The sequence below is a fragment of the Micromonospora sp. NPDC051196 genome (assembly GCF_040682415.1).
GTDB lineage: Bacteria > Actinomycetota > Actinomycetes > Mycobacteriales > Micromonosporaceae > Micromonospora.
In genome coordinates this window covers 196195-220365 of record NZ_JBFBAY010000010.1, presented here as the reverse complement: position 1 = coordinate 220365, position 24171 = coordinate 196195, and the positions used below count along the sequence as shown (strand labels likewise).

Annotated in this window: 22 protein-coding genes; 17 read left to right on the top strand and 5 right to left on the bottom strand. The window is 71.5% G+C overall.

Translation table 11 applies throughout. The features are described 5' to 3' along the window. The first annotated feature begins 57 nt into the window (after nucleotides 1-57). Nucleotides 58-1476 (top strand): RtcB family protein, encoded by a 1419-nt coding sequence (locus AB0M35_RS20440; RefSeq protein ID WP_363747126.1) that lies wholly within the window; start codon nucleotides 58-60, stop codon nucleotides 1474-1476. 16 nt (nucleotides 1477-1492) lie between these two features. Here the strand turns inward: AB0M35_RS20440 and AB0M35_RS20435 are convergent, their stop codons facing one another. Then, nucleotides 1493-1915 carry an archease gene (locus AB0M35_RS20435; RefSeq protein ID WP_363747125.1) on the bottom strand — a complete coding sequence of 141 codons (423 nt, stop codon included), beginning with the start codon at nucleotides 1913-1915 and terminating at the stop codon, nucleotides 1493-1495. Nucleotides 1916-1978: 63 nt separating this feature from the next. Next, nucleotides 1979-2872 carry an LLM class flavin-dependent oxidoreductase gene (locus AB0M35_RS20430; protein ID WP_363747124.1) on the bottom strand — a complete coding sequence of 298 codons (894 nt, stop codon included), beginning with the start codon at nucleotides 2870-2872 and terminating at the stop codon, nucleotides 1979-1981. 110 nt (nucleotides 2873-2982) lie between these two features. Between AB0M35_RS20430 and AB0M35_RS20425 the strand changes: the two genes are divergently transcribed. The 11 genes from AB0M35_RS20425 (at nucleotide 2983) to AB0M35_RS20375 (ending at nucleotide 13934) form a co-directional block, all read left to right on the top strand. Further along, nucleotides 2983-3564, top strand: a complete 582-nt coding sequence (locus AB0M35_RS20425; protein WP_363747123.1) for a MarR family transcriptional regulator — start codon at nucleotides 2983-2985, stop codon at nucleotides 3562-3564. Nucleotides 3565-3726: 162 nt separating this feature from the next. Beyond that, nucleotides 3727-4593, top strand: coding sequence for a 4,5-DOPA dioxygenase extradiol (ygiD, locus tag AB0M35_RS20420; protein WP_363747122.1), 867 nt, complete (start codon nucleotides 3727-3729; stop codon nucleotides 4591-4593). 100 nt (nucleotides 4594-4693) lie between these two features. Then, nucleotides 4694-6178, top strand: a complete 1485-nt coding sequence (locus AB0M35_RS20415; RefSeq protein WP_363747121.1) for an NAD(P)/FAD-dependent oxidoreductase — start codon at nucleotides 4694-4696, stop codon at nucleotides 6176-6178. Next, a complete protein-coding gene (locus AB0M35_RS20410; RefSeq protein WP_363747120.1) occupies nucleotides 6171-7034 on the top strand; it encodes an SDR family oxidoreductase in 864 nt (287 codons plus the stop codon). The genes AB0M35_RS20415 and AB0M35_RS20410 overlap by 8 nt, the downstream gene beginning before the upstream one ends. A 6-nt stretch (nucleotides 7035-7040) precedes the next feature. Then, entirely contained in the window at nucleotides 7041-7919 is an 879-nt protein-coding gene (locus tag AB0M35_RS20405; protein ID WP_363747119.1) for an alpha/beta fold hydrolase, read from the top strand. A gap of 63 nt (nucleotides 7920-7982) precedes the next feature. Further along, on the top strand, nucleotides 7983-8645 hold the full coding sequence (locus AB0M35_RS20400) for a GntR family transcriptional regulator (protein WP_363747118.1): 663 nt from the start codon (nucleotides 7983-7985) through the stop codon (nucleotides 8643-8645). Next, nucleotides 8642-10048: an MFS transporter gene (locus AB0M35_RS20395; protein ID WP_363747117.1), complete on the top strand. Its 1407-nt coding sequence runs from the start codon at nucleotides 8642-8644 to the stop codon at nucleotides 10046-10048. Before AB0M35_RS20400 ends, AB0M35_RS20395 begins: the two co-directional genes overlap by 4 nt. Continuing rightward, complete coding sequence (locus AB0M35_RS20390; protein ID WP_363747116.1) at nucleotides 10045-11130, top strand: S-(hydroxymethyl)mycothiol dehydrogenase; 1086 nt, start codon at nucleotides 10045-10047, stop codon at nucleotides 11128-11130. The genes AB0M35_RS20395 and AB0M35_RS20390 overlap by 4 nt, the downstream gene beginning before the upstream one ends. After that, the gene (locus AB0M35_RS20385; protein WP_363747115.1) at nucleotides 11130-11759 is read left to right on the top strand and encodes an MBL fold metallo-hydrolase; all 630 of its coding nucleotides are present in this window, start codon (nucleotides 11130-11132) and stop codon (nucleotides 11757-11759) included. Before AB0M35_RS20390 ends, AB0M35_RS20385 begins: the two co-directional genes overlap by 1 nt. 186 nt (nucleotides 11760-11945) lie before the next feature. After that, the gene (locus tag AB0M35_RS20380) at nucleotides 11946-12989 is read left to right on the top strand and encodes a DUF3626 domain-containing protein (RefSeq protein WP_363747193.1); all 1044 of its coding nucleotides are present in this window, start codon (nucleotides 11946-11948) and stop codon (nucleotides 12987-12989) included. Between the two features lie 246 nt (nucleotides 12990-13235). Then, nucleotides 13236-13934 (top strand): hypothetical protein, encoded by a 699-nt coding sequence (locus AB0M35_RS20375; protein WP_363747114.1) that lies wholly within the window; start codon nucleotides 13236-13238, stop codon nucleotides 13932-13934. Nucleotides 13935-14021: 87 nt separating this feature from the next. Here the strand turns inward: AB0M35_RS20375 and AB0M35_RS20370 are convergent, their stop codons facing one another. Together AB0M35_RS20370 and AB0M35_RS20365 are read right to left on the bottom strand one after the other, a co-directional pair. After that, nucleotides 14022-15443, bottom strand: coding sequence for an MFS transporter (locus AB0M35_RS20370; RefSeq protein ID WP_363747113.1), 1422 nt, complete (start codon nucleotides 15441-15443; stop codon nucleotides 14022-14024). A gap of 64 nt (nucleotides 15444-15507) precedes the next feature. Next, nucleotides 15508-15744 carry a hypothetical protein gene (locus AB0M35_RS20365; protein ID WP_363747112.1) on the bottom strand — a complete coding sequence of 79 codons (237 nt, stop codon included), beginning with the start codon at nucleotides 15742-15744 and terminating at the stop codon, nucleotides 15508-15510. 138 nt (nucleotides 15745-15882) lie between these two features. Between AB0M35_RS20365 and AB0M35_RS20360 the strand changes: the two genes are divergently transcribed. Together AB0M35_RS20360 and AB0M35_RS20355 are read left to right on the top strand one after the other, a co-directional pair. After that, the gene (locus AB0M35_RS20360; RefSeq protein WP_363747111.1) at nucleotides 15883-17028 is read left to right on the top strand and encodes a geranylgeranyl reductase family protein; all 1146 of its coding nucleotides are present in this window, start codon (nucleotides 15883-15885) and stop codon (nucleotides 17026-17028) included. Between the two features lie 141 nt (nucleotides 17029-17169). Beyond that, the gene (locus AB0M35_RS20355; RefSeq protein WP_363747110.1) at nucleotides 17170-18072 is read left to right on the top strand and encodes an SDR family oxidoreductase; all 903 of its coding nucleotides are present in this window, start codon (nucleotides 17170-17172) and stop codon (nucleotides 18070-18072) included. Between the two features lie 99 nt (nucleotides 18073-18171). On the opposite strand, the gene AB0M35_RS20350 is transcribed toward AB0M35_RS20355, so the two are convergent. Beyond that, on the bottom strand, nucleotides 18172-20802 hold the full coding sequence (locus tag AB0M35_RS20350; protein ID WP_363747109.1) for a DUF4157 domain-containing protein: 2631 nt from the start codon (nucleotides 20800-20802) through the stop codon (nucleotides 18172-18174). A 325-nt stretch (nucleotides 20803-21127) separates the two neighbouring features. Here AB0M35_RS20350 and AB0M35_RS20345 point away from each other — a divergent pair, with 325 nt between their 5' ends. Genes AB0M35_RS20345 through AB0M35_RS20335 form a run of 3 tightly spaced genes read left to right on the top strand, consistent with a single transcriptional unit; the run spans nucleotide 21128 to nucleotide 23939 of the window. Then, the gene (locus AB0M35_RS20345; RefSeq protein ID WP_363747108.1) at nucleotides 21128-22735 is read left to right on the top strand and encodes a phage tail sheath C-terminal domain-containing protein; all 1608 of its coding nucleotides are present in this window, start codon (nucleotides 21128-21130) and stop codon (nucleotides 22733-22735) included. A gap of 8 nt (nucleotides 22736-22743) precedes the next feature. Next, nucleotides 22744-23271, top strand: a complete 528-nt coding sequence (locus AB0M35_RS20340) for a phage tail protein (RefSeq protein ID WP_363747107.1) — start codon at nucleotides 22744-22746, stop codon at nucleotides 23269-23271. 5 nt (nucleotides 23272-23276) lie between these two features. Further along, nucleotides 23277-23939, top strand: coding sequence for a hypothetical protein (locus AB0M35_RS20335; RefSeq protein WP_363747106.1), 663 nt, complete (start codon nucleotides 23277-23279; stop codon nucleotides 23937-23939). The last annotated feature ends 232 nt before the right edge of the window (nucleotides 23940-24171 follow it).

Below are 24171 nucleotides of genomic sequence, written 5' to 3'. Positions count from 1 at the left end.
ACCCGTGCCCGGGCGGCGGGTAGGTGTAGGCCCGGCGAGGGCGGGTAGCCGCCGCGGGTGGAGCTGGTCGAGGAGTCGCCGTACCGTTTCCGGATCGACCGGCGTGATCCGATGCGGGTGCCGGGGGTGGTGTTCGTGTCCCGGACGCTGCTGCCCGATCCGTCGACCGACCGGTCGCTGGAGCAGGTGGCCAACGTCGCCACCCTGCCCGGCATCGTCGGCGCCTCGTACGCCATGCCCGACGTGCACTGGGGCTACGGCTTCCCGATCGGCGGGGTGGCCGCCACCGACATCGCGACCGGCGGGGTGGTCTCGCCCGGCGGGGTCGGTTTCGACATCTCCTGCGGGGTCCGGCTGCTCGCCGCCGACCTGGACCGCGACGAGCTGCGCCCGCGTCTGGAGACGGTGATGGACGCGCTGAGCGCGGCCACCCCGCGCGGCATGGGCAGCGGCGCGGTGTGGCAGCTGACCAGCCGCGACGAGCTGGACGCGGTGCTGCGCGGTGGCTCCCGGTACGCCGTGCAACGCGGCTTCGGGGTCGAACGGGACCTGCACCGGTGCGAGGACTACGGCGCGGTCGACGACGCGGACCCGGCACAGGTCAGCGACCGGGCGATCGAGCGCGGCGCCCACCAGGTCGGCAGCCTCGGCTCCGGCAACCACTTCCTGGAGGTCCAGACCGTCGAGCAGGTGTACGACGAGCCGGTGGCGGAGGCGTTCGGGCTGCGTACCGACCAGGTCTGCGTGATGATCCACTGCGGTTCGCGGGGGCTCGGCCACCAGATCTGCACCGATCACGTACGCGCCATGGAGAAGGTGATGGGCCGCCACGGCATCCAGGTGCCGGACCGGCAACTCGCCTGCGCTCCGGTCGACTCGGCGGCCGGTCGGGCGTACCTGGGCGCGATGGCCGCCGCAGCGAACTACGCGCGGGCCAACCGGCAGCTGCTCGCCCACGCGGTCGGTCGGATCTTCGAGCGGGAGACGGGCCGGCGGCTCGACCTGGTCTACGACATCTCGCACAACCTCGCCAAGATCGAGGAGCATGCGGTGGACGGTGGTGTGCGGCGGTTGTGCGTACACCGCAAAGGAGCCACCCGGGCCCTGCCGCCCGGCCATCCCGACCTGCCCGAGGAGTTGCGGGGCGTCGGGCAGCCGGTGCTCATCCCCGGCTCGATGGGCACCGGTTCGTACGTGCTGACCGGGGTGGCCGACTCGCCCGCGTTCGCCTCCACCTGCCACGGCGCGGGACGGGTGCGCAGCCGCAAGCAGGCCGTCGCGGCCGGTGCGGGCGTGGATCCGCGCGCCGAGCTTGCGGCCCGCGACATCGCGGTACGGGGCGCGTCGCGGCGCGGGCTGGCCGAGGAGATGCCGGCGGCGTACAAGGACATCTCGGCCGTCATCGAGGCGGCCGAGGGCGCCGGACTGTGCCGGAAGGTGGCCCGGCTGGTGCCGCTCGGTGTGGTCAAGGGTTGAGTCGCGGCGCTGGTGCTCACACGTCCAGGGTCACCGCACAGGACCAGCCCTCCTCGTCGCCGCCGAAGCGCAGTTCGTGCAGGGAGACCGCCTTCGGTACCGCGCCGGTCAGCTCCACCTCACCGGTGCCGGTGACGCCCCAGCGCACCCGCAGACCATCGATGCCGTCCTCGGTGACCTCGGTGACCAGCGGCAACTCGTCCGCCGTCTCCATCCGGTAGATCACCTCATCCAGGACGGCGACCAGCAGGTCCTCGTCGGCGGCCGGTGGTGGGCGGAACTCCCGCTCGGCGTGGGGTCGGGCACCGGTGAGGTCGGTGAACGACTCGACCATCGCGCGGACCGCCTCGGTCAGGCACCCCGCCCGGTCCGGCGCCCACGCCTCGATGCGTACGTCGGCGGTGTGCGGCACCAACCGATGCCCACGTGCTGGCCTCATGCTGCGAATGATGCCGCCCGGCGGGCCCGCGCGGTGACTGCTCTCACCGACGGGTCGTACCGATCACCCGGCGCGTTCGGCGGCGACCAGTTCCCGGGTGGCCGGCGCCACCTCGGCGGCGAACCGCCGCAGGTCCTCGGGGTCGTCGCTGCTCAGGATGAAGGTGCTGACGCCCTCGGTCAAAGTCAGGTCGGCCAACTCCTCGGCCCACTGCTCCGCCGGACCGTGCAGCGGGCCACGACCGGTAGCCGCGAACCGTCCGGTGATGTTGAGCAGCCGGCGCACCTCGGCGGGGGAGCGGCCCGCCGCAGTGGCGGCCTCGTCGATGATGGCGTTGCCCCTGGCCAGATCGCCGGGTTGCAGATAGGGCAGCGACGGCAGCCATCCGTCGGCCCGGCGTCCGGTCAGCGCCAGCATCCGTGGCTTGTAGGCGCCGAGCCAGACGGGCACGTCGTGGGCGGGGGCCGGGCCGCGTTTGGCGCCGACCACGCGGTAGAAGTCGCCGTCGAACCGTACGCCGCCGCGGGCCTCGGTGTCCCAGATCTGGCGGATGACGTCGATTGCCTCCTCCAACGCCCGCACCGCCTGGCCGGGGGAGAGGCGTCGCCCACCCATGGCTTCGATGGCGTCCCAGAACCCGCCGGCGCCCAGGCCGAGTCCGGTCCGGCCGCCGCTGAGCAGATCGAGGCTGGCGACGCTGCGGGCCAGCACGGCCGGTGGACGCAGCGGCAGGTTGGTCACGTTCGCGGCGAGGCGTACCCGGGTGGTCCGGGCGGCGACGTAGCTGATCAGCGTCCAGGTGTCCAGGTACGCGGGCTGATAGGGATGATCCTGGAAAGTGACCAGGTCGAGCCCGACCTGCTCGGCGAGCACGGCGAGGCTGACCGGCCGTGCCGGGTCGGTGCTGCCGGGGGTCAGGAACGATCCGAAGATCAGATCGTGTCCGTAATCGCTCATCGCGGCTTTCCTTCCTGGTGGCGCGGCGGCCGTCACCACGCCCTTCCAATGTTATGTTGAGCAGAACATATTCGCCGAATAAAGTCTGTGATCTGCGCTAATCTTGGGGCATGAGCGGTGCCCGCAGCGACGACGACCCCCACGCCGACCCGATCAACGACGACCTCGGGTGGATGCTCGGCGTCCTCTTCCGGGCCCACCTCCGAGGCGCCGAGCACACCGTCGGTGACCTGCCCGGTGGGCCACGCGGCTATCAGGTGCTCGTCGCCGCTGATCGCGAGCCGACCCGTAACCAGGGCGCGATCGCCGAGGAGTTGGGCATCGACCGCACCGTGCTGACGTACCTGATCGACGACCTGGAACGCGACGGGCTGGTGGCACGCCGCCCCGACCCGGCCGACCGGCGCAGCCGACTGGTCGTGCTCACCGAGGCGGGGCGGGCGGCGGCCCGGCAGCGGCGGGAGGCGTTACGTCACGTCGAGACCCGCCTGATGTCGGCGCTGACCGGCGAGGAGGCCGCAACCCTGCGGGCCCTGCTGCGCCGGGCGGCGTGCGCGGCCCAGGCGGTCGACCCGATGACCGACCTGTGCGCGGTGGCCGAGGCGGCGACGGACCGCCCAGCACCGCGTCGACGCCCGGTGACCCGGCCCACGCCGCGCACCGGGACCACCCGCCGCACCGCCCAGCCGTAGCCTGCGTGCCGTCCGGATAACCACGTACACCGACTTCTGCGTCCGACTTCGCCACCACGGTCGGCGCCGCGTCACCACTGTCGCGTACCGGATGGGCGCAGTTCTGCCGACCGCCGGGCGGGCCGGATACGCTCGGGCGACCGCCGGGTCAGGAGGCGCGCGATGAACGACGAGACGATGTCCACGATGCCGGCCGTGTTCTTCGGCCACGGCAGCCCGATGAACGCGTTGGAGGTAAACCGGTACACCGCCGCGTGGCGGGCCTTCGGGCGGTCGGTACCCCGACCCCGGGCGATCCTGGTGGTGTCCGCCCACTGGTACATCGGTGCGACCGCGGTCACCGCGATGCCCCGCCCGAAGACGATCCACGACTTCTACGGCTTTCCGCAGGAGCTGTTCGACGTCCGCTATCCGGCGCCGGGCCTGCCCGAGTTGGCCGAGGAGGTCAGTGACGTGGTGCACCCGACCTGGGTCGGTGCCGACGTGGACTCCTGGGGCATCGACCACGGCACCTGGTCGGTGCTGGTGCATGCCTTCCCCGAGGCGGACATCCCCGTCGTGCAACTGAGCATCAACGCCTTCAAGAGCCTCGACTACCACCTTGAGCTGGGCGCGAAGCTAGCACCGCTACGCGAGCGGGGCGTGCTGGTGGTGGCCAGCGGCAACGTGGTGCACAACCTCGGCGGCGTCGACCGTCGGCTGCTCGACGAGGGATTCGACTGGGCGCAACGCTTCGACGAGGCGGCCAAGGCGACCATGCTGGACGAGCCGACGGAGGCCGGCCGCCTCGACGCGCACCGCGACTTCGGGCTCGCCGTGCCGACACCGGATCACTTCATTCCGTTGCTCTACCTGGCCGGCCTGGCCGGGGCGGCCGGACAGGGGGCCGACGTGCTGGTGGACGGGTACGCCTACGGGTCGTTGTCGATGACCGCGTACACCTTGGGCCTGCCCGGCCGCGCCACCGAGCCGCTGGCCGGCGCGCCGACCCTGCCCGACGCGGTGCCGGCGGACTCCGCCAACATCTGAGCCGGCGCTCAAGCCCTGGTCACCGCCGCCCGCCAGGCCGCGTCGGTCCGGCACGCGGGATAGGGTCCCGAGGCAGCACCTCGCGTACCAGGAGGATGAGATGGCGCCGGACCACGTCGACGTGCTCATCGTGGGCGCTGGGCTGTCCGGCATCGGAGCCGCCTGCCACCTGCGTCGCCGCTGCCCGGACAAGACGTACGCGGTGCTGGAGGCCCGCGACTCGGTTGGCGGCACCTGGGACCTGTTCCGCTATCCGGGCGTACGCTCCGACTCCGACATGTTCACCCTCGGCTACTCCTTCGCCCCGTGGCGGGCCCCGAAGGCGATCGCCGACGGTGCGACGATCCTCGACTACCTGCGTCGTACCGCCGACGAGCACGACGTCACCCGGCACATCCGGTTGCGGCACCGGGTGGTGCGGGCCGACTGGGACAGCCGGCAGGCCCGCTGGACGGTGCTGGTCCGTCGCGACGACACCGCCGAGACGATCACCCTCACCTGCGGTTTCCTGTACTCCTGCACCGGCTACTACCGCTACGACGCCGGGCACACGCCGCACTTTGCCGGCCAGGAACGGTTCGCCGGACGGATCGTGCATCCGCAGCACTGGCCCGCCGACCTCGACCACCGCGATCGTCGAGTGGTGGTGATCGGCAGTGGCGCCACCGCCGTCACCCTGGTGCCGGCGTTGGCCCGGCAGGCCGCCGAGGTGACCATGCTGCAACGCTCACCCACCTACCTGCTGGCGCTGCCCGCCCGCGACGCGCTCGCCGACGCGCTGCGCCGTCGGATGCCGGCGAAGCTGGCGTACCCGCTGATTCGGTGGAAGAACGTCCTGCTCGTCACCGTCAACTACCAGCTCAGCCGCCGGGCTCCCGGGCTGCTGCGCCGGCTGCTGCGCCGGGGCGTGGCCCGGCGCCTGCCGGCCGGCTACGACGTCGACCGACACTTCAGCCCCCGGTACGACCCCTGGGACCAGCGATTGTGCGTGGACCCCGACGGGGACCTGTTCGCCGCGCTGGCCGACGGCCGGGCCAAGGTGGTCACCGACACCATCGACAGCTTCACCGCGCGGGGTATCCGGCTCGCCTCCGGTGCGGAACTGCCGGCCGACGTGGTGGTCACCGCCACCGGGCTCGACCTGCTCGCGTTGGGCGGGATGACGCTGCGGGTGGACGGGGTCGACGTCGACCTGGCGCAGACGGTGGCGTACAAGGGAACGATGCTCTCCGGCGTGCCGAACTTCGCCATGACCCTCGGCTACACCAACGCCTCCTGGACGCTCAAGGCCGACCTGGTCGCCGAGTACGTGTGCCGGCTGCTGCGTCACCTCGACCGCACCGGTACGCAGGTGGCCACCCCGCTGGCCCCGCCCGACGATCGGCGTGCGCCGCTGATCGGACTGACCTCCGGGTACGTGCGCCGTGGTGTGGAGCGTCTGCCCCGCCAGGGGCACCGGTCGCCGTGGCGGCTGCACCAGAACTATCTGCGCGATCTGCTGCTGCTGCGCTTCGGGCGGCTCACCGATCCCGGGGTCCGATTCACCCGGGCCGACTCGGCACAACGGAGGTCTGTCGATGCGTAGGTTCGACTTCACCGGGGGCACCGCCGTGGTCACCGGGGCGGCCGGCGGTATCGGCGCCGCCCTCGCCCACGGACTGGCCCGCCGGGGCAGTGACCTGGTGCTGCTGGATCGGGACGCCGACGGCCTCGACACGGTGGCGGGCGAGTTGCGCGCGGTCGGACGGACGGTGCAGACGTACCAGGTGGACCTGGCCGACGCGCAGGCCACCGCGGCCGTCGCTGCTGAGATCCGGGACCGACACCCGGTGATCCGGCTGCTGATCAACAACGCCGGGGTGGCCCTCGGTGGCCGCTTCGACGAGGTGAGCTTCGACGAATTCAGCTGGGTGATCGAGGTGAATTTCCGGGCGGTGGCGCAACTGACCCACGCGTTGTTGCCGGCGCTCAAGGCCGAGCCCGGCGCGCACCTGGTCAGCGTCAGCAGCCTGTTCGGTCTTATCGCCCCGGCGGGTCAGGTCGCCTACTCGGCCAGCAAGTTCGCGGTGCGCGGCTTCACCGAGGCGCTGCGGCACGAACTCGCCGCCGACGGCATCGGCGTCACCTGCGTACACCCGGGCGGGGTGCGTACCCGCATCGCCCGCGACGCACGGGTGGGCAGCGGTGTGGACCGGGCGCAGTTCGAGGACGGCCGTCGACGCTTCGAGCGGTTGCTCACCATCGACCCGGCGACCGCCGCCGAGGCCATCCTGCGGGGCGTCGCCCGGCGCCGGGGTCGGGTCCTGATCGGCTGGTCGGCCCGGCTACCCGACCTGCTCGCCCGGATCGCGCCGGCCGGTCACGGTCACCTGCTGGCCGCCATCGGCCGCGCCGAGACCCGCCGCGCCGCGCCGACCACCCGTCCCCGCACCCCCGCGTGAGCGCGAGTGAGCACGCCTGTGCGGTTCCGGCACCTGACGGTCGACGGGCGGCGGGTCCATCACCGCGTGGACGGTGCCGGGCCGCCGGTGCTGTTGCTGCACGGCATCGGGCGTACGCTGCGGGACTTCACCGAACAGCATGACCTGCTGGCCGACCGGTATCGGGTGCACAGCGTCGACCTGCCCGGCTACGGCGGGTCGTTGCCGATGACCCAGCCGTACACCCTGCCGGCGCTGGCCCGGTTCGTCGGTGCCTACCTGGACGCGGCCGGGGTCGACGAGCCGGTGCACCTGGTGGGCAACTCGCTCGGCGGTGCCGTCGCCATGGGGCTCGCCGTCACCCAGTCGACCCGGGTCGCCTCCCTCACCCTGGTCGCCAGTGCGGGTTTCGGCCGCGAGGTGACCCTGGCGCTGCGACTGCTGGCCCTGCCCGGCCTGGGTCGGCTGCTGCTGTGGCCCAGCCGCTACACGGCCGATCGCGCCGAGCGGGCGCTGTTCCACGATCCGGCGCTGGTCACCACCGAGCGGGTCGGGCACGCTCTGGCGGTGGCCCGCCGGCCGTACGCCGCCCGGGTGGTGCTGGAGACGGCACGTGGTCTCGGCACGGTGCGCGGCATCCGGCAGCCCTGGCGCGACGAGTTGCTGGCCCGGCTGACCGGACTCGACCTGCCCACCCTGGTGGTCTGGGGTGACCACGACCTGATCCTGCCGCCCTCGCATCTGGACGTTGCGCGCACGCTGCTGCCGCACGCACGCACCCACCTGTTCGTCGGCTGCGGTCACCTGCCGCAGGTGGAGTGCGCCGAGGAGTTCAGCGAGCAGGTGCGGGACTTCTGGGCCACGGCAGCCGCACCGCCAACGGGTCCGCCCACGTCAGCGGGGTGAGCGGCGGCGTCTCGCGGGGACCCTGCCGGATCCGCCACCACCCTTGAGGCGCATGATAGATACATGACGCATCCCTCGCCGGCCGGTCGTACCGCCGCACCCTCGGCCGCCGAACGCGCCTACCGCCACCTGAAGCGGGCCATCCTGGAACAGGTCCACCCCGGTGGGTCGTTGGTCAGCGAGGGCGAGATCGCCGAGGCGACCGGGGTGTCGCGTACCCCGGTGCGGGAGGCGTTGCTGCGGCTGGAGACCGAAGGGCTGGTCCGGCTCTACCCCAAGCGCGGGGCGCTGATCCTGCCGGTCTCGGCCCGCGAGATCACCGACGTCATCGAGGCCCGCCGGCTGGTCGAGGTGCACGCCGCCGAGCAGATCTGGCCGCGGCGCGCCGAGATCCGCGCCGACCTGGCCGCCCGGCTGGCCGAGATGCGCGCCGCGCACGCCGCCGGTGACCTGACCGCCCTGATGGCCGCCGACCGGGCGTTCCACGCCACCGTCGTGGACGCCGCCGGCAACGAGATCCTCGCCGAGTTGTACCAGCGGCTGCGTGACCGGCAACTGCGAATGGGCGAGACGACCTTCCGGCTCTCACCCCGCTGGGCCGAGATGGCGCTGACCGACCACGCCGCGCAGTTGGCCGCCCTCGACGCCGACGATTCCGGACCGTGGCTGGCCACCGTGGCCACCCACATCGACAACGCCGCCCGCGCGCTGCGGGGCCTGCGGTGAGCCTGGCCGACCCCGCATCCGTACCACGCCGGCAGGCGTTGCTGGTCTGGGGCGTGGCCCTGAGCGCGTACGCCGCGTCGGTGTTCCACCGCAGTTCGCTCGGTGTCACCGGGGTGGAGGCGTCCCACCGCTTCGAGATCAGCGCCGCGACGCTGGCCGCCTTCACCGTCGCCCAACTCGCCGTGTACGCAGTGATGCAGGTGCCCGTCGGCATGCTGATCGACCGGTACGGCTCCCGCCGTCTCCTGATCACCGGCGGCGCCCTGATGGTCGCCGGTCAACTCTGCTTCGCCCTCGCCACCGACGTACGCCTGGCCGTGGCGGCTCGCATCCTGGTCGGTCTCGGCGACGCGATGACCTTCATCAGCGTCCTGCGGATCGTCGCGTACTGGTTCCCGGGCCGCCGCAACCCGATGCTGGTGCAGTTGACCGGAACGCTCGGGCAACTCGGCGCGGTGTTCGGCGCCGTCCCGCTCGTGCTGCTGCTGGAACACACCGGCTGGACCACCGCCTTCCTGACCGCCGCCGGAATCTCCGCGGCGATCCTGCTGGTGGTCGTCGCCGCGATCCGGGACAGCCCGCACCGGGTGAGCGTGGCCGCCGCGCCGCCGCCGCGTGGCCGGCTCGCCGCGGCCTGGGCCGCGCCGGGTACCCGTCTCGGGCTGTGGACCCACTTCGTCAACGGGTTCTCCGGCAGCGTGTTCGCGTTGCTGTGGGGCTTCCCGTTCCTGGTGCAGGGGCAGGGGCTCACGCCCACCGCGGCGGCCACGCTGCTCACCGTACTGACGATGGGCATGCTGGTGACCGGGCCGACGGTGGCGCACCTGTGCGCCCGGTTCCCGCGACGGCGTTCGGTGGTGGTCTTCAGCATCGTCGCGGCGACTGCGGTGACCTGGACGGTGGTGCTGGCCTGGCCCGGACGTGCGCCCGGCTGGTTGCTCGTCGCCCTGGTGCTGGTGCTGGCCTTCAACGGCCCCGGTTCGCTGATCGGGTTCGACTTCGTGCGCACCTTCAACCCGGTCAACCGCATCGGCAGCGCCACCGGGATCGTCAACGTCGGTGGCTTCGTCGCGGCGATCGCCCTGGTGCTCGCCATCGGCGTCGTGCTCGACGTGGCCACCCCAGCCGGGCAGACCGTGCCCGGTCTCGACGCATACCGCTGGGCTTTCGCCGTGCAGTACGTACTGTGGGCGGTGGGCGTGGTGCAGGTGCTGCGGTGGCGTAACGCCGTCCGACGCCAGCACGACGGGCCGGACCTGCCGGCCGGTCGCTCGGACACTGTGCTGATCGGTGGTCGCGGCGGTAGGTTCGCCTCCGGGAATGATCGTCGGCGCCGTCGGTTCTCCGGCGAAGCCGCAGTACGGCGGCGCGCCGCGCCGGCGCGGATGAGGAGGAAAGCGTGAGCCAGCAGGTCAAGGGAGTCATCTCGCGCAGCAAGGGCGCGCCCGTCGAGGTCACCGACATCGTGGTGCCGGACCCGGGGCCCGGCGAGGCGGTGGTGCGGGTGCAGTCCTGCGGGGTCTGCCACACCGACCTGCACTACCGCGAGGGCGGCATCAACGACGACTACCCGTTCCTGCTCGGGCACGAGGCCGCCGGCATCGTCGAGCAGGTCGGTGCGGGAGTCGACGCGATCGCCCCGGGCGACTTCGTGGTGCTCAACTGGCGGGCCGTCTGCGGCGTGTGCCGGGCCTGCCGGCGGGGTCGGCCGTGGTACTGCTTCGCCACCCACAACGCCGCCCAGAAGATGACCCTGACCGACGGCACCGAACTGGCCCCGGCCCTGGGCATCGGCGCGTTCGCCGAGAAGACGCTGGTGCACGCCGGCCAGTGCACCAAGGTGGATCCGGCCGCCCGGCCCGCCGCCGTGGGGCTGCTCGGCTGCGGCGTGATGGCCGGCCTCGGCGCGGCGATGAACACCGGCGGGGTGACCCGGGGTGACTCGGTGGCGGTGATCGGCTGCGGCGGCGTCGGGGACGCGGCGATCGCCGGTGCGGTGCTGGCCGGCGCGACGACGATCGTCGCGGTGGACACCGACTCCCGCAAGCTCGACTGGGCCCGCAAGTTCGGCGCCACCCACACCGTGAACGCCTCGGAGACCGACCCGGTGGCCGAGATCCAGGCGGCCACCGGCGGGTTCGGCGCCGACGTGGTGATCGACGCCGTCGGTCGGCCGGAGACCTGGAAGCAGGCTTTCTACGCCCGCGACCTGGCCGGCACCGTCGTGCTGGTCGGCGTACCCACCCCCGACATGCAGGTCGAGTTGCCGCTGCTGGACGTCTTCGGCCGTGGCGGCGCACTCAAGTCGAGCTGGTACGGCGACTGCCTGCCCAGCCGCGACTTCCCCATGCTCACCGAGCTCTACCTGCAGGGCCGCCTCGACCTGGACGCCTTCGTCACCGAGGAGATCGGCCTGGACGGCGTCGAGGAGGCGTTCGCCCGGATGCACCGCGGCGACGTGCTGCGCTCGGTGGTGGTCTTCTGATGACCGCCCGCATCGACCACGCCGTCACCTCCGGCACCTTCTCCCTCGACGGGCAGACCTTCGACGTCGACAACAACGTCTGGGTGGTCGGCGACGACACCGAGTGCGTCGTCATCGACGCCCCGCACGACGTGGACGCCATCCTGAAGGTGGTGGCCGGCCGTCGGGTCACCGCGATCGTCGCCACCCACGCCCACGACGACCACGTCCGGGTCGCGCCGCAGCTGTCTGAGGTCACCGGCGCGCCGGTGCTGCTGCACCCCGCCGACCGGGTGCTGTGGGACATGGTGCACCCCGACGAGCCGCCGGGCGGCCAGCTGCGCGACGGCCAGACGATCGAGGTCGGCGGCACCACCCTGACCGTGCTGCACACTCCCGGGCACAGCCCCGGCGCGTGTTGCCTGCACGACGCCGCGCTCGACGTCGTCTTCACCGGCGACACCCTGTTCGCCGGCGGTCCGGGTGCCACCGGCCGCTCCTTCAGCGACTTCGGCACCATCATCGACTCGATCCGCGACCGGCTGCTCACCCTGCCGCCGCAGACCGTGGTGCACCCCGGCCACGGTGACAGCAGCACCATCGGCGCCGAGGCGCCGCAGCTGCCGCAGTGGCTGGCCCGGGGACACTGACCGACGCCGCCGACAATCCGGATGCGTCGGTACGTCGAGTCGGGCGATCCTGTCGCCGTGTCGTCCGTATCCGATCCTGAGCGCGTACCGGCGGCGGGTCCGCCCGCCGCCGGTGGCGTCCCACGCCAGCCCGGTCCACCGTCGACGCTTACCCCGGCTCAGCGCCACGCGCTGCGGCACGTGCGGATGTGGGCGTTGCGTGACCGGCCCGACGCGTTGGCCATCATCGGACGGCTGCTCGCCGGCACCGGCGTACGCGACGACCCGGAGCAGCTTGTCGCGGCGCTCGGCCGCGAGGGTCGGGTCACCCTCAACTTCCATCCCGACCGGCTGCTCGCCGACGGTCGATCGGTAGCGCAGGCGCTCGCCACCGAGGGCGTCTACCGCAGTCAGTTCGAGACGGGGATCTCCAACGGCGGGTTGACGGCGTACCCGGGCGGTGACCGGGACCGGTGGGAGCAGCAGTTGTTCGGTGGCGCGTACCAACAGCCGGGGGTGTCCCCGAGGGACCGGCCCAAGTACGGCGGCCTGAACCTGCTCGACCATCCGGACGGCGCAGCTCCGCGCTTCGGCTCCTGCCATCTGCGGTTGCGGCCCGAGGTGCTGCACCGCACCACGTTCTGCTTCGGCGACAGCCATCTGGGTCCACGTGACCTCGGCACCGTCGACGTGTTGGAACCGGTGTTGGTCGCGCTGCTCACGGCGACCGTGCACACCGGCGCCTGCCTGGGCCGCCCCGGCATGGATCTGGTCGACTTCACCGCGCAGCTGCTCCGTAGCCGCGAGGAGGTCGCCGCGACACCCCGGGCCGCCGGCCGGGCTCTGGACGACTACATCGAGGCGCAGGTGCACGGCGCGGTTAACCTCGGGCGGGACGTGCTGGAGCTGGTCGCCGATCCCTCGTTCCGGGGCACCGCTGTCGGTGCGGCCCTCGTCGTGGCTGCCCGCCGCCACGGTTTCCGGCTGCGGTGGCACGCCGGCTTCACCCTGCCCGTGGATCAGGTCGACGCCGATTTCCGAGGGCCAGCCATGCCACCGCTGGCCGCCCGGGTGCACGCCGAGTTCGCCCGACCCGGTGAACCGCTCACCGCCGCCCTGATCGGTCGGGCCGCCGCCTCGGTGGTCACCCACCCGGCCCGCTGGGCCGACCGGGGCCCGATCAGTGACACGCTGCAACACCTCAAGCAGCTCTGGCACGTGCTGGTGCACTTCGGCGCGCCTGCCGACTGACCGAGCGTCCGGATCGTCGCCCGCTCTTGACCGGTATCCGGTTCGTGCCGGGTTCGGACCGCCCACCCGACCCGAGGCGTGAGCAGGGTCTCACCCTCCGCGTTCACCCCATTTCCGGAAATGCCCGATAGGTCAGCCGGGTTGTGTCCCCAAAGACGCCGGCAGCCAAACCTCGCGCCGGCCATCGCAGTCCCCCGAGAGCGGCTCAACCCCGAGCGGCTCGTAACGATCGAAAGGGCAACCATCGTGAAGTTCGACTTCACTCGATGGCTCCCGGCCATCGCGACGAACCCGAACCACCGGACCACGCTGAGCGTGGTGGGCGTAACCGCCCTCGCCGGGCTGGCATTCGGCCCGACGGCAGTCGCCGCACCGATCACCACCGGCCCGCACGAGGGCGCCGTGGCGGCGATCGACAAGGCCACCGGCCGGGAAACCACCGGCACCACGGTCGAATCCGCGCTGACCACCGGCGGACACACCGACAAGCCGGCCTCCGGTAAGCCGACCCGTGGCGAGTTGATCCCGCACGGCGTACAGGGCGCGCAGTCGCGTGTCCCGCTGGACGACGCCCAGCGGCAGAACGCCAAGACCATCATCGAGGTGGCCAAGGAGACCGGCGTCGGCGAGCGGGGCGCGGTGATCGGCATCGCCACCGCGTTGCAGGAGTCGAAGCTGTACAACCTCGGTCACCTGGGCGCCTACAACGACCACGACTCGCAGGGGCTGTTCCAGCAGCGGCCGTCCAGCGGCTGGGGCACCGAATCGCAGATCACCGATCCGGAGTACTCCTCGAACGCCTTCTTCCAGGCGCTGAAGAACGTCAACGGCTGGCGTGACATGCCGTTGACCGCCGCGGCGCAGACGGTGCAGGTTTCGGCCTACCCGTTCCACTACGCGCAGTGGGAGGAGCAGGCGGCGGACGTCGTCTCCCAGCTCTGGTGAGTGTTCCCACCTGACGGATCGGCCGGCCCTCTCGCGGGGCCGGCCGATCCGCGTCTCCCGCACCGCGGATCGGCCCGGGCTGGGCCCTCAGGCGTGCCGACGATGACGGACGATGTCGACGAGAGCGGTCAGCAGAGCCAGCACGATGATCCCGGCAGAGACCATCAGTGACCGCTCGAACGCCTTCGACCAGTCGTCACCGCTGCCCACGATCGAGAAGAAGACCGCGCCGACGGCGGCGATACCGGCCGCCGATCCGATGCGCTGGCCGGTCTGTAGCATCCCCGCACCGCTGCCCGCCTGCGGCACCGGCACCTCGGACAGGGTCAACGTCTGGTTCGGGGCGATCACCAGGCCGCTGCCGATCCCGGCGAGCAGCAGGGGAGCGGCGGTCACCCAGGGCACCGGGGGGTGCGGCGCCACCTCGATGGCCAGCGCCACCAGACCGAGACCGACCACCACGGCGAGCAGCCCGGTGGCGACCAGTGGCCGGCCGAACCGGTTGACGATCCGCCCACCGACCGCCGATGCGACGGCCGAGCCGAGCGCGAACGGGGTGATGGCCAGACCCGCGACGAGTGCGCTGTAGCCGAGCCCGGTCTGCAGGTACAGGGTGAAGGTGAAGAAGATCGCGGTGAAACCGCCGAAGTAGGTCAGAGCGATCAGCGCGCCGAGGGCGTACGACTGGACGCGGAACAGGCCCACGTCGAACAGCGGGGGGCCCTGGCGGGCGTACCGCCGCTCCCAGAGCGTGAAACCGACCAGCGTGATCAGGCCGGCGGGCAGCAGCAGCCACTTGACCGGGCCGTGCCACTGCTCCCGCTGCACCAGCGGCAGCAGCACCAGCGTCACGCCGACGCCCAGCAGCAGTACGCCGACCGGGTCTGCCCGGCGGCGGACGGTCTGGCCCACCGGCCGGTGCGGGATCAGCCGCCAACCGAGGATCACCGCGATGACCCCGACGGGCACGTTGACGAAGAAGACCCACCGCCAGCCGTGCTCCGGCCCGCCGGCGGCGATCAAGATGCCGCCGAGCAGTGGACCGATCGCGGTGGAGATGCCGATGGTGGCGCCCAGCAGGCCGAACGGTCGGGCCCGTTCGGGACCCTGGAAGAGCTGCTGGATCATCCCGGTCACCTGTGGGTTCACCAGACCGGCGGCGGCGCCCTGAAGCAGCCGGGCGGCGACCAGCCAGGTGGGGGACTGGGCCAGGCCGGCCATCGTGCTGGTCACTGTGAACAGCGCGACGCCGAACACGAAGGTGTTGCGCCGCCCGTGCGCGTCACCGAAGCGACCCGCCGGCACCAGCACCAGACCGAAGGTCAACGCGTACCCGGACAGCACCCATTGCAGGTCGGCCGGGCTGGCGTTCAACGCCCGGTCCAGCGATGGCAGGGCCACGTTGACGATGCTGATGTCCAGCAGCGTCATGAACGCCGCGACGAGCCCGACGCCGAGGGCCTGCCAACGCCGACGCCCGTCGTACGACTCGGGGTCCGCCGACCTCATCGGGTTTCCCGTCGAACGAGCGTCGTCCCGTCTACCCGGGGAACGTGCCGTCCGGCGGCGACCGTCACGTGAGTTGCTGCGCGCAGAACCGGGGACCGAAGTCCAATCCGGCCATCGGCGAGTCCTCCCGGTGCAGCAGATTCTTCTCGGTGAGCAGGTGCAGAGGGCTCTGCAACTGCTCCTCAGTCAGGCCGCACTCCTGGGCGATCATGTCCGGGTACGGGACCTGTCCGCGCGCCTCCAGGGCCGCCACCGCGTCGTAAACCCGAGCCTCGACGTCCGACAGCTGCACCTGCTGCATGATGTCCTCCTCACGCCAACCCGCCTGCGGCAGGCGGTCTGCGCCGCGCGGTTACCCCCTGCGGCGCCGAAGATGCCCCAGCTCCGGCGCGTGGTTCGCGTCCCCGCACGGTGGTCCGCATTGACCTACGCTGCACCGGTGACCGTCTGGGAACTCGCAGTGATCGGCGGTGGCCCCGCCGGACTGTCAGCCGCCTATGCCGCCGCCCGGCGCGGCGTTCGCACGCTGGTGGTGGAGCGGGCCGCGCACCCGCGCTACAAGACCTGCGGTGGCGGGTTGACCGGCACCTCGTTGGCGGCCGTCGCCAGCCGGATCGAGGTACCCGTGCACGACGCGGTCGACCAGGTCACCTTCACACTGGACGGGCGCCGCCCGCTCACCCGGCGGCACCGGCCCGGGCGCCTGGTGAGCATGGTGCGCCGGGAGGAGTTCGACGACCGGCTGCGCGCCGCCGCAGTGGCCGCCGGAGCCGAGGTCCGCGAGCGGGCCACGGTCCGTGCCCTGGACCAGACCCCCGACGGCGTACGCCTGCGGTTGGCCGACGACACCACGTTCCTCGCGCGTACGGTCGTCGGCGCGGACGGCTCGTCGGGTGTCAGCGCGCGCTATGTCGGGGTGCGTTACCGGCAGGTGGATCTGGGGCTGGAACTGGAGTTGCCGGTGCCGCCGCACCAGCAGGCCCAGTGGCGGCACCGGATGCTGCTGGACTGGGGCCCGCTGCCCGGCTCGTACGCCTGGGTGTTCCCCAAAGGGGACCGGCTGACTGTCGGGGTGATCGCCGGCCGGGGCGAGGGGGATCGGACCCGGGAGTATCTGCGCTGCTTCGTCGACCGTCTCGGCCTGGCCGGGACAGCACCGGTGCACGACACGGGGCACCTGACCCGCTGCCGCGCCGAGGATTCACCGCTGCGCCGGGGCCGGGTCCTGGTCGCCGGGGACGCCGCCGGCCTGCTGGAACCCTGGACCCGGGAGGGAATCAGCTACGCGCTGCGTTCCGGCGAACTGGCCGGGGAGGCGGTCGCCGACGCGGATCTGACCGGCTACGAACGGGCGGTCGAGCAGCGGCTCGTGCCCTCCATACGGGCCGGATACCGGCTGCTCGACGTCTTCTCCCGATGGCCGGAGTTCTTCCACGCGGCGGTGGCCACGCCGCCCGGCTGGCGGGCGTTCACCCGGTTCTGCCGGGGCCGGTCCGACTTCGGGCAACTGGTCGAAGGGCTGCCCGTACGCACCGCCCTTGCCCTGGCCGCCCGACTGCCGAACCCCCGCGCCCGGCAGCCCTGAGCTATCGTCGTTCGCAGTTGTCACCCAGGATCCTAGGATGCTTTAGCGGTGGTGACCCGGAACAAATCGCTGTTTTCACGCACCAGACGGGGGTAGGGCCATTCGGGACCCGATCCGATCGACCCACGCGAGGAGACCCCCGTGAGCCAGGACCAGCACACCCAGCAGGACCCCACCGAGCAGTACGGCCAGCAGTCGGGCCAGCCGGCCCAGCAGCAGACGCCGCCGGGGCGTACGGGGGAGATGAACCCGAAGCCCGACCACGGCGAGCAGACGTACCAGGGCACCGGCAAACTCGACGGCAAGAAGGCAGTGATCACCGGCGGTGACTCCGGCATCGGTCGGGCGGTGGCGATCGCCTTCGCGCGGGAGGGCGCCGACGTGCTGATCTCCTACCTGGGCGAGGAGGAGGACGCCGACGCGCAGGACACCGTACGGCTAATCGAGGCCGCCGGGCGCAAGGGCGTCGCGGTACGCGGCGACATCACCGACGAGGGCACCTGCCAGGCGTTGATCGACCGCGCGCTGTCCGACCTGGGCGGCATCGACATCCTGGTGAACAATGCCGCCTATCAGATGGCGCAGGACAAGGGCATCGCCGGGATCAGCACCGAACAGTTCGACCGGGTGCTCAAGACCAACCTGTACGCGATGTTCTGGCTGTGCAAGGCGGCGCTACCGCACCTGGACGAAGGCTCGGCGATCATCAACACGTCGTCGATCCAGGCGTTCGACCCGTCGCCGCAACTGATCGACTACGCCACCACCAAGGCGGGCATCGCGAACTTCACCAAGGCACTCGCCGCCGACCTTGTCGACAAGGGCGTCCGGGTGAACGCGGTCGCACCGGGCCCGATCTGGACCCCGCTGATCCCGGCGACCATGCCGAAGAAGAAGGTCGAGCAGTTCGGTACGGACACTCCGGTCGGTCGGCCGGGTCAGCCCGCCGAACTGGCGCCCGCGTACGTCTTCTTCGCCTCGCAGGAGTCGAGCTTCATCACCGGCGAGGTGCTCGGCGTCACCGGCGGCCGCTTCACCAAGTGAGCGGTAAGGAGGGCCCCCTTGTTAACGCCTGCAGTAGAGGAGGGGCCCCTTGTTAACGCGTGGCACCCTGCACGTGCTCGGCAGCAGCGGCGCCGACCGCTACTTGCGGTACGGGTGGAGCTTGCGGCGGTCGATGCCGGCTTCGATCATCAGGCGGTAGCCGAAGTTCTGGGCCCGTAGCTTCCAGCCGCGTGCCTGCTCGGGGGTCATCGTGCCGACGTCGGGCATGTCGTCGAAGAACACTTCCCACTCGTCGTTCCAGCCGAAGCCGGCGTGCAGGCCGTCCTTGCCCACGTGGTCCTGCCACCCCATCGTCACCGTCCAGTCGTCTATGTCGATGTCGATCTCCTTGAACCGCTGCCGGAACTTCTGCGGGAAGATGTGATGGTCGTGGGTGACCTTGGCCCCGATCAGCTTCTTGCACTCGGCCGGGTCGTCGACGAGCTGCCCAGGTGCCTGGGCGGGCGTCTTGTCGACCGGGTCTGTCATCGGAGCCGTGTCGCGGCCGGGAGCGCTGGCCGTCCCACTGCTCTGGCCGGGAGCCTGCGCGGGAGTGCTGTCGGCGCCCGGGGCTTCGGCCGGTTCCACCACCAGGTAGGTGTTGTCCCGCAGGACCAGCGCGTACAGCACCGTGCGTCCGGCGTTGGCGGCCGCCTGCGGCACGAATTTGCCGCCGGTCACCAGGACGGCCTTGGCGATGGAGGTGCCGGCCACCTCCAGGGGACCCGAGGCGACGGTCTTCGTGGCGCCCAGGACCCGTGCGCCCGGTGCCGCTTTCACCAGGGCGCCCTGGCCGAGCGCCCGTCCGGAGACCTTGGCCGCCCCGTACGCCGTGCGCAGCACGAAACCAGCGCCTGTCAGCGGTGTCTCCCCGGAGATCCTGGGCCACGCGATCTCGCTGGGTAGGTCCTGCACGGGGCCGCCGGCCCTGCCGCCGCCCTGGGTCACCTCCTGCAACTGGCCGCTGCCGGATCTGCTGCCCGCTTTCGGGGCGGGGGTGCCGGCCTTGCCGGAGCCGGATGCGCTCATGCCCTGCGGCGATTTCTGGGCACCGCCCGAACCGCTCCCGCCCGAGCCGCCGGAACCCGTGGTCGTGCCGGGTCTGCCGGCCTGGCTGGGCGGGGCCTTCTGGTCGGTCGTGGACGAAGGCTTGGCCGTTTTCGCCAGCGGGCGCGTGATCGACTGGCCGAACCGGATCACCGCACCGGCGACGCCGGCCGCCGACACGGCTACTTCGATCATCGCGCCGATGGCTCTGGCCTGCGCCTCGGGGATCTTCGCCTCGATCGCCAGTGCGCACGCGCTGATGTTCGGCAGGTCCTTGCTGTTGAAGGTGGCGGGGTAGACGCGCCCGTTCTTCTTGTGTTTGAAGTAGACGCCGATCATGCCGGACTTCGCTTTCGCCCCCTTCAGCACTCTGTCGAAGTCCAGGTCGAGGTAATCGCCGTCCTGATACTGCACCTGGAACAGGCCGGTGAGGACGTCGTAGCTGACATTGACGATGCTGTTGTCTATGTACTGCGGGTCGGCCTTGCCGTCGGTTCCAGGGTCCAGCGGCTGCTGGTCGGCGACCGGCACACCGGTGCTCCCGCCGCCGAGGGTGACGGTCACGCTCTTCGCGCCGGGACCGGCCGCCTGGTCCACCAGGGCCTGACTGGCCACCCGGCGTGCCTGCTCGGCGACTTTGAAGACCGCGCTGTCCTTGCCGACCGCCTTGTTGTCCAGCGCGCCGAGCCTAACCTTGTCGATCTTCTCGATCGTCATCTTGCGCAACCGAGTCATGATGTCGGCCTCGTTGAACCCGTTGAGGTACTCGGCGACGCCCTGCCAGTCGTCCTTCTCCATCAGGTTCCTGATGTTCCGGTCCAGGTACGCGGGCCTGGTGAAGGTCGCCGCGTTGGAGTTCGGTCCGAGGCCGGGAGCGTCGCGCGCGGCCAGGTGGATCGCGGCGATCTGGCTCAGCGTGAGTGCCTTGCGGCCCTTGCCGGGGTTGTCCGACAACAGCCGGGCGATGTCGTAGTCGGCGAACCGGTTCAGGGCTCGGGCGGCGCTGAGGTAGCCCTCGCCGCTGCCGGCCGCGACCCCGTCGAACAGCTGCTGTTCGAGCATCGGCACGTCCTCGGGCGCGCGGTGCACGATGTCGTGCTGGTCGTGAACCGCATGCTGCACCACGTGGGTCAGCTCGTGCGCGAGTAGCCAGGTGCCCCGCTCCGTGGACGGCGCGAAACCGTCGTCGCCGAACACGACATGGTTGTCCACCGCGTACGCGGCGGCGCCCATCCGGTGCGCCGAGCGCGCCGCGGCGGCGTCGGTGTGGATACGTACCGAGCTGAGGTCCGCGCCGAGTTCGTGCTCGAACCGTCGCCGGGTCGGGGCGTCCAGCGGTCGGCCGGTGCCGAGCCCGCTCGTGTCGGCGTCCGGCAGCGCCGGCTCGTGACCGCCCGGCATGGCCGGGCGTGTGCCCGCGATCCGGTCGGCCACCGCATGCCCCTCGTGCTCCAGAGCATCGGTGGTGCTCGCGACGGTCCGGCCGGTGGGGACGCCGTGGTTCAGGCCGAAGGCGAACGGCGGGCGCGGGGTGCGGGCAGTGAGCACGCGCGCCAAGTCGAAGGCGGTGGCGTCCTCGTGCTCGTGCTCGTGTGACGGAACCGTCGCACCGGCGGGCGGGGTGACGACCGGCGAGGTCGCCGCCGCGTTCTGCCGGGGGTTGGCTGCGGCCGATTCGCGCACGTCAACCCGCCTCTCCGGAAACACCTCGACGTGTCCGAGACACTACCGGCGGCCGGTGCCGGCGGTGAGTGTCCACTTCCCGACGGGCTCGACGCGACGCGCGCTGAGCTGGGCCTGCCGGCCGTAGCGGGCAGCGGGTCGGGGAACACCGGCGGCCGGGCCGTTCGGTCGGGTAGCCGACTTTCGATGTGGTGTATTTCTCTGTATCCGGCTGTCTACGCTACGGCCTGCCGCCCGAGGATGTGTCCCGTACCGAGCGGGTGAGAACCGAATGCATCACGAGGCGTAACTCGAACTCATCCAGCCGCCCCTCAGGGAGGTCGTCATGCCGGTCTCATTGAGCTATCCGGGCGTGTACGTCGAAGAGGTTGCCAGCGGCGTACGCACGATCACCGGCGTCGCCACCTCCGTCACCGCGTTCGTCGGGCGCGCCCTGCGGGGCCCGACCGACGAGGACGGGCCGGTGGTCGTGAACAGCTTCGCCGACTTCGAGCGGATCTTCGGCGGGCTGTGGGTGCTCAGTCCGATGACCTACGCGGTGCGTGACTTCTTCCTCAACGGAGGTTCGCAGGCGATCATCGTGCGGCTGTTCAAGCAGAAGGGCACGGACGCCACGCACGCCGTGGTCAAGCTCGCCCCGGCGGGCGGCGGCGGTACGGAGTACGCGTTGACCGCGCGTCACCCCGGCCGGTGGGGCAACCGGTTGCGGGCCCGGGTGGACTGGGACACCCGGGACACCACCGACACCAAGCTGTTCAACCTGTACGTCCGCGACGGCCTGACCGGGCTCGTGGAGGAGTTCCGCAACGTCTCGGTCGCGTTGGACAGCCCGCGTCGCGTGGACCTGGTGCTGAAGAACGAGTCCGCACTGGTCAAGGGTGCCTCGGTCGACGCGGCCACCGAGCGGCCCGACGGTCATCCCGCGCCCAAGCCCGGCGAGGACACCTGGCAGGACAACGCGATCGCGACCAACACCAAGGTCGCCGCCGCCGACGAGGTGCCGCACGACGGTGCGATCCCCAAGCTCGCCGAGTACACGATGGCGGGCAAACGCGGGATCCGGGCGCTGGACCACGCGGACCTGTTCAACCTGCTGTGCGTGCCGCCGTACGAGCTGGACCCCGACGGCGGGGTGGCCGGTGCGGTGGAGTCCGGCGTGATCAGCGCCGCCGCCGAGTACTGTCAGCAGCGCCGGGCGATGCTCATCGTGGATCCGGTCTGGACGAAGAAGGACGACGCCGTCACCGGTGCCGGCGACCTCACCGGCAGTGTCGGCACGAACTCGAAGAACGCCGCAGTCTTCTTTCCGCGCCTGAAGCAGCCCAACCCCCTGCGGGACAACCAGTTGGAGTCGTTCGCCCCGTGCGGCGCGGTGGCCGGCGCGATCGCCCGCACCGACGCCCAGCGCGGTGTGTGGAAGGCTCCGGCCGGCCTGGACGCCGCGCTGGTCGGTGTGCCCGCGTTCGAGGTGCCGTTGACCGACGCCGAGAACGGCCAGCTCAACCCGCTGGGGGTGAACTGCCTGCGGACGCTGCCCGCCGCCGGTCAGGTGGTCTGGGGCGCACGCACCATGCAGGGTAACGATCGGCTCGCCTCGGAGTGGAAGTACCTGCCGGTCCGCCGGACGGCGCTGTTCATCGAGGAAAGCCTCTACCGGGGTACGCAGTGGGTCGTGTTCGAGCCCAACGACGAGCCGCTCTGGGCGCAGATCCGGCTCAACGTCGGCGCGTTCATGCACGACCTGTTCCGGCGGGGCGCGTTCCAGGGGCAGACGCCCAGGGAGGCGTACCTGGTCAAGTGCGATCGGGAGACCACGACGCAGAGCGATGTCAACAGCGGGATCGTCAACATCGTCGTCGGCTTCGCGCCGCTGAAGCCCGCCGAGTTCGTCGTCATCAAGCTTCAGCAATTGGCCGGCCAGGTAGCTGCGTAGGAGGAACGATGGCCAGGTTTACGGTGAACCCGCAGCGATTCGACCCGTACAAGAATTTCAAGTTCCGGGTCCGCTGGGACGGCCGTTACGTGGCCGGGGTCAGCAAGGTCGGCGCGCTCAAGCGCACCACGGAGGTGGTCGAGCACCGCGAGGGCGGCGACCCGTCGACCTCCCGCAAGTCGCCCGGCCGCACCAAGTACGAGGCGATCACGCTGGAGCGCGGCGTCACGCATGACACGGAGTTCGAGCGGTGGGCCAACCGCGTCTGGAACTACGGCTCCGGCCTGGGCTCGGAGACCTCGCTGAAGAACTTCCGTAAGGACCTCATCATCGAGGTCTACAACGAGGCCGGCCAGTTGGTGCTGGCGTACAAGGTGTTCCGGGCGTGGGTGTCGGAGTACCAGGCGCTGCCGGATCTGGACGCCAACGCCAACGCTGTGGCCATCCAGACCCTCCGGCTGGAGCACGAGGGCTGGGAGCGTGATTACGAGGTCGGCGAGCCGGCCGAGCCGAGCTTCACCGAGCCTGTCGGTTGACGGTGATGGTCCCCGCAGCGGTCGTCGCCGCGTGGGAGAGCGTGCGGTCCGTGCCGGCTGCGGCCAGGCCCGCGGCGCTCCTGCGCGCCTTCGGTCAGCCGCCGCAACCATCGGTGGGCCGGCGGGAAGCGGCCCTGCTGGCGGTCTACGTCGAGCACTTCGGCGTCCGGTTGGACGGGCTCGCCCGCTGTCCCCGCTGCGCGACCGACGTGGAGCTCAGCGTTCCCGTCGTCGAACTCACCTCCGCCATGCCGCCGGCGGCGCCTGTCGAGCCGTTGGTCTCCGGCGAGGTGAGTGTCGACTGGCGGCTGCCGCACGACGACGACCTGGCGGCGTGTGTCGGTGCCCCGGACGGGGCGACGCTGCTGCTGCAGCGGTGCGCGCCGTCCTGCCCGCCGTCGCTGCGCGCCGAGTTGGCCGCGCGTATCGCTGCGGCGGACCCGTACGCCGACATCACCTTCGAGCTGGTCTGCCCCCAGTGTGCCTGCGCGTGGGAGGCCGCGCTGGCCGCCGCCGAGTTCGTCTGGGCGCAACTGCGCGCCCACGCTCAGCGGCTGCTGCGTGAGGTCGACGAGCTGGCCCGCGCGTACGGCTGGTCTGAGCAGCAGATCTTCGCCCTGTCCCAGCAGCGCCGTGATTCCTACCTGGAGCTGGTGCGCGGTGGCTGATCTGTTCACCAGGCTCACCGCAGCGGGCAGCGTGCCCGGCGCGATCACCCCGCGCGTGCAGGCGCTGTTCGCAAGCGACACCGCGCCGGCCGATCCGCAGGAGAACGCCGACGCCCACGAGCAGACGATCGTGGCGCGCCTCGGCCCGGCGTCGGCCCCCCCCCCGGCGCGGCCGGGCGCCCCCCCCCCCCCCCCCCCCTTAACCCCCCGGCCCGCCCCGCCGGGTTGCGCC